The sequence below is a fragment of the Clostridia bacterium genome (assembly GCA_017438525.1).
In the GTDB taxonomy this organism is placed as follows: Bacteria; Bacillota; Clostridia; order Oscillospirales; family RGIG8002; genus RGIG8002.
Window position 1 is genome coordinate 1 of sequence record JAFRVI010000038.1, and the last position, 5,544, is coordinate 5,544.

The 5,544-nt window shown below is 61.3% G+C and carries 4 protein-coding genes; 2 read left to right on the forward strand and 2 right to left on the reverse strand.

The window, feature by feature from the left end:
• Positions 1-374 precede the first annotated feature (374 nt).
• Both IJL83_03815 and IJL83_03820 read right to left on the reverse strand, forming a co-directional pair.
• Entirely contained in the window at positions 375-593 is a 219-nt protein-coding gene (locus IJL83_03815; GenBank protein ID MBQ6552725.1) for a hypothetical protein, read from the reverse strand.
• Positions 593-2,815, reverse strand: coding sequence for a hydratase (locus IJL83_03820; protein MBQ6552726.1), 2,223 nt, complete (start codon positions 2,813-2,815; stop codon positions 593-595). The genes IJL83_03815 and IJL83_03820 overlap by 1 nt, the downstream gene beginning before the upstream one ends.
• A 189-nt stretch (positions 2,816-3,004) precedes the next feature.
• Between IJL83_03820 and gdhA the strand changes: the two genes are divergently transcribed.
• Positions 3,005-4,351, forward strand: coding sequence for an NADP-specific glutamate dehydrogenase (gene gdhA, locus IJL83_03825; GenBank protein MBQ6552727.1), 1,347 nt, complete (start codon positions 3,005-3,007; stop codon positions 4,349-4,351).
• 132 nt (positions 4,352-4,483) lie between these two features.
• A complete protein-coding gene (locus IJL83_03830; protein MBQ6552728.1) occupies positions 4,484-5,353 on the forward strand; it encodes a 2-oxo acid dehydrogenase subunit E2 in 870 nt (289 codons plus the stop codon).
• The last annotated feature ends 191 nt before the right edge of the window (positions 5,354-5,544 follow it).

A 5,544-nucleotide genomic window follows, 5' to 3' on the forward strand; every position in this document is an offset into this window, starting at 1 on the left:
CCATATCCGCCTCCGTGCCCCGCCGACGCGAGGAGTTGTGAGTTATGATCGCGCTTCGCGCGAGTTATGAGTTCGCCTTCGGCGAACGCTTATCGTTCAAATCGCTTCGCGATTTGTTCCTTAAACGCTGCCGAAGGCAGTTCATAACTGCGGCGAAGCCGCATCATAGTTCTGAACTCTAAACTGACGCCGAAGGCGTCTTCTTACGGTGTGGGGTCCCTCGCTGCGCTCGGGATGACAGGCGCGGGCGCGGCAATGCGCGGGCAATCAAAATCGCCCCTACGCCGACGCAGAGATTCCCTCCCCCGTCTTATTTCGGGCGTTGCCCGAAATAAGACAGCCCCCTCGTCTGAGGGGGCTGCCCGGGCGTTCCGTTATATTTCGAACTCTTCTTTATTATGCTCCTGCATCTTCGGCGCGGGGATCGGCACGCGCTTGAATGGGTCGTATTCGTACTTGCGGCAGACGTCGGAGGCGTAGACGAAGCCCTTTTTGACACAGAGGCACTTGCCCTCCTCCGCGGTATCAGCCGAATGCGCGCAGAGGGCGCAGCTCTTCTCGATCCCGACTCCGAGGCGAAGCTTGTTTTTCATCACGCGTTCCCCTTTCCGTAATAGTTCGCCAGACAGCCGGCGAGGATAATATCGCGCTCCTGCGCCGTCATCGCGGGCAGGTTCAGGGTAATTTCACGGCGTTCGCCGTTTCTTATCACGGCGGCGGGTATCTCCTCCGCGCCGGAGGCGACGAGCTCGCGGACGCGCGGGATATAAACGTAGTCGCCCTTCTCGAGCGAGTCGGTATCCTCGAACTCAAACGGCAGCATTCCCCAGTTGACGAGGTTGCTGCGGTAGCGCTTGGTCGCGTATTTGCGCGCGATATTCGCCTTGCCGCCGAGCACGCGCTGGCAGGACGCCGCCTGTTCGCGCGCGGAGCCGTCGCCGGGGCGCACCGCCACGAGCATGCTCGCGACGCGGGTGGTCGCCGGATCGAACTGAGGCACGTCGCGCTTTATCTCATCCGCGGTCAGCGCGGAGATGCGTTCGCATTCCGGCACGTAGTCCGGCGCCTTGCGTGAGAGCGCGAAGCGCGCCAGCCGCAGCGGGTTGGAGCGGTAGGAGGATGTTTCGCCCGACGGGATAAGCTCGTCGGTGGTGGTGACGCCGTCGCACAGCGCGCAGGCGACGCGGAAAAGCATATTTTCGGCAAGGTCGTCCATCTCCGGCCAGTCGGCGATGTTCGGGCCCTTCTCGAGCGCGGTCTCCGGCTTCGCGGCGCCGACGCCCTTGTAGACGCGCTTATCGTAGCTCGACGCGTCGAACTCGCACCCGTACTCGCGCTCGGGGACGCCGAGCTCCGTCGCGGGAGTGAGCCGCCCGCCGTTCGCGGCGGTAGCCGCTATCGAGCGCGCGTCCATCAGCGCGACGAACGCCGACTGCCCCTCGCCCGGCTTGCTGCCCTCGCGGTTGGGGAAGTTGCGGGTGGTATGCCGCACCGAGAGCGTGCCGTTCGCGGGGATGTCGCCCGCGCCGAAGCAGGGGCCGCAGAAGGCGGTCTTCAGCACCGCGCCCTGCGCGATGAGCCGCTCCGCGATCCCGTTTTTCATCAGCCGCGCGTAGACCGGCTGGCTCGCGGGATAGAGCGAAAGCTCGCCGTGATTGCCGCCGAGCGCTTCGAGTATATCGGCCGCGGCGGCGAGGTTTTCGTAGCCGCCGCCCGCGCAGCCGGCGATTATATGCTGACGCGCGGTCAGCCGCCCGTCCTTCACGAGCGGGCGCAGGTCGCAGCCGCTCTCCGCCTGCGCGGCGAGGATATCGGCGGCGTTTTCGTTCAGCTCCTTTATCGTGAAAACGTTGGAGGGGTGGAACGGCAGCGCGATCATATTCTCGATCCTGTCGAGGTCGACGACTATCGCGCCGTCGTAGCACGCCGCGGGCGCGGGATCGAGCCGTTTATAGTCCTGCGGACGCCCGTGCGCCGTCAGGTATTCCTTTATCTTTTCATCGGTGCGCCAGACGGACGAGAGGCAGGTGGTCTCCGTCGTCATGACGTCCACGCCGAAGCGGTATTCCGCGCTCATCGCGCCGACTCCCTCGCCGACGAACTCCATTATCCTGTTCTTGACGAAGCCGTTCTCGAAGACCGCGCCGATGATCGCGAGCGCGACGTCCTGCGGGCCGACGCCCGCCTTGGGCGCGCCTTTGAGATAAACGCATATAACTTCCGGCTTCGCGACGTCGTAGGTCCTGCCGAGAAGCTGCTTGACGAGCTCGCCGCCGCCTTCGCCCACTCCGAGCGTGCCGAGCGCGCCGTAGCGCGTGTGGCTGTCGGAGCCGAGGATCATTTTTCCGCATCCGGCGTACGTCTCGCGCATATACTGGTGAATGACCGCGACGTGCGGCGGGACGAACTCGCCGCCATACTTCACCGCAGCGGAGAGCCCGAAGCGGTGGTCGTCTTCGTTAATCGTGCCGCCGACGGCGCATAAGCTGTTGTGGCAGTTGGTCAGCACGTAGGGTATCGGGAACTTATCCAGGCCGCTGATACGCGCCGTCTGGATTATGCTGACGTAGGTTATGTCGTGGCTCGTCATCGCGTCGAACTTCACGCGCAGCTGCTTTCCGTCGCCGGTATCGTGCGCCGCCAGAATGCGGTCCGCGATGCGGCCGGACGCCGCCGCCTCCGCGTCGAGCTGACACTCCGACGCCTTTTTAAGCTCCGTGCCGTTCAGCAGGAAGACTTTTTCGCCGATAAGGGTTATTCCGTTCAAGTTTTTGCCTCCGTTCAGGATCGAAACGCGCTCAAAGCGCTTTAACATTTCAGCGCATTAAACACAAAAAGTTTTCGCCATAATCTAATTGTAATTCATATTTGACAAAAAATCAACCCGCGCGCAAAAAAATGTTGCATATCGGGCGCTACGGTGCTATAATTCGTCTATAAAAATGAGTGTTTCCGGTCGGGCGGCAAGGCCGCCGCGGGACGCCCTCAAGAAAGGAAGAATACTATGGAAATCAAAAACGCGTATCTTGCGGAGCTCTATGACCGCGTCGCGAAGCGCAACGCCGGCGAAAAGGAGTTCCTCCAGGCCGTGGGCGAGGTGCTCGAATCCCTCTCCCCCGTCGCCGACAAGCGTCAGGATCTGATCGACGCCGGCGTTTTCGACCGCATCGTCGAGCCGGAACGCTTCGTGCAGTTCCGCGTCGCGTGGGTTGACGACAGCGGCAAGGTGCAGGTCAACAGAGGTTATCGCGTGCAGTTCAACTCCGCGATAGGCCCCTATAAGGGCGGCCTGCGTCTGCATCCCTCCGTATGCGCCTCCGTCATCAAGTTCCTCGGCTTCGAGCAGGTCTTCAAGAACAGCTTGACCGGTCTGCCGATGGGCGGCGGCAAGGGCGGCAGCGACTTCGACCCGAAGGGCAAGAGCGACGGCGAGATCATGCGTTTTTGCCAGAGCTTCATGACCGAGCTGTGCCGCCACATCGGCGCGGACACGGACGTTCCCGCCGGCGATATCGGTGTCGGCGCGCGTGAGATCGGCTATCTCTTCGGTCAGTATAAGCGCATCCGCAACGAATTCGTCGGCGTGCTGACCGGCAAGGGCCTGACCTACGGCGGCTCCCTCGCCAGAACGCAGGCGACCGGCTACGGCCTGTGCTACTTCACCAAGTGCATGCTCGAGGGCGCCGGCAAGAGCTTCGACGGCAAGACCGTCGTCATCAGCGGCAGCGGCAACGTCGCCCTCTACGCCTGCCAGAAGGCGCAGTCCTTCGGCGCGAAGGTCGTCGCGATGAGCGACTCCAACGGCTACGTCTGCGATCCCGACGGCATCAAGTTCGACGTCGTGCGGCAGATCAAGGAGGTCGAGAGAGCCAGGATCTCCGAGTATGCAAAGCGCGTTCCGGGCGCGACCTACACCGAGGGCTGCAAGGGCATCTGGACGATCAAGTGCGACATCGCCCTCCCCTGCGCCACGCAGAACGAGATCGACGGCGAATCCGCCGCCGTCCTCGTCAAGAACGGCTGCTTCGCGGTCGCCGAGGGCGCGAACATGCCCAGCACCCCCGAAGCCGTCGAGTGCTTCAAGGCCGCGGGCGTCCTCTTCGGACCCGCGAAGGCCGCAGACGCCGGCGGCGTCGCCACCAGCGGACTTGAGATGAGCCAGAACTCCCTGCGCCTTTCCTGGACCTTCGAGGAGGTCGACGAAAGACTGCACGGCATAATGAAGAACATCTACGCAAACGCCGTCGCCGCCGCCGCCGAATACGGCTGCGCGGGCGACCTCGTCGCGGGCGCGAACATCGCCGGCTTCCTGAAGGTCGCCGAGGCGATGAAGGCCCAGGGCGTCTGCTGACACCGTACAATTTACCCCAATCCGACGCCGGCGCTTGAAAAAGCGCCGGCGCCGACGCATCCTTGACAAATTTCGGGAAACATAGTATAATATGAAACAATAAACCGTAACCGCACTACCGGAGGTGCCACAATGTTCGGACACAGATCTGACGGCAGAAAGATAAAAAGTCTCGACCCGCTGTTTTACGCGATCCCGCACCTTATGCCGAGGCGCGTCGACTCCATGGTTTTCGCCGATATGAATATCGAAATGACCGAGCTCGACCGCTACGTCAAGGAAAAGCGCGCCGAATGCCCCGAGATCTCGCACATGAGCGTCATCATGGCGGCGATGGGCAGAGTTATGGCGGAGAAGCCGTTTCTCAACCGCTTCGTCATCGGCAGGCGCATCTTCGCGAGAAAGTATATCAGCGTCTGCTACAACATACTGACCGAGTTCGGACCCGAGAATCCCCGCGAGGACATCGTCAAGCTCTATTACGAGAACGGCGACAACGTCTTCACCGTCACCAAGAGGGTCTCCGACGCGATAAACGACATGCGCGCTGCCGCCGCGAAGGCGCAAACGACCTCCGGCACGGATAAGTTCCTGAAGCTCGTCTTCCATCTGCCGAACTTCATGATCTCAGGCGCGATACGCTTCATCTTCTTCCTCGACAGGCGCGGTATGCTGCCGCGGTCGCTGCTCAACATATCGCCCTTCCACTCCTCGATGTATCTGACGAATATGGCGTCGCTCGGCATGGGAAGCGTCAAGCACCACCTCTATGAAAACGGCAACGTCAGTCTCTTCCTGGCGCTCGGCAAGCGCGAGTTCACGCCGGTCGTCGGAAGGAACGGGGTCGAGAAGACGGTGCGCACGATGAACGTCACCTTCACCGTTGACGAGCGCATCTGCTCCGGATACGTTTTTTCACGCTGCCTGCGCTTATTCGATCATTACCTGCGCCATCCCGAAGAGCTCGAGCAGCCGATGGAAATAAGACAGGACGTAAAATAAAAATAACGGGGCGATATCGCCCCGTTTAGTTTTACAATGAAGACGCGGGCGATGCCCGCTAATGAAAAATGAAGACGCCTTCGGCTAATGAAGTCGCGCCTTCGGCGCTGATTATGGAGCAAATCGGCGAAGCCGATTTGAATATATTCAAATTGCCTTCGGCAATTTGATCCTTAATCAGCGAGCGCAGC

Bases quoted from the DNA above. Each gene is read 5' to 3' on its own strand.
- IJL83_03830 (MBQ6552728.1), top strand. From the start codon at position 4,484: ATGTTCGGACACAGATCTGACGGCAGAAAGATAAAAAGTCTCGACCCG.
- IJL83_03815 (MBQ6552725.1), bottom strand. From the start codon at position 593: ATGAAAAACAAGCTTCGCCTCGGAGTCGGGATCGAGAAGAGCTGCGCC.
- IJL83_03820 (MBQ6552726.1), bottom strand. From the start codon at position 2,815: ATGTTAAAGCGCTTTGAGCGCGTTTCGATCCTGAACGGAGGCAAAAAC.
- gdhA (MBQ6552727.1), top strand. From the start codon at position 3,005: ATGGAAATCAAAAACGCGTATCTTGCGGAGCTCTATGACCGCGTCGCG.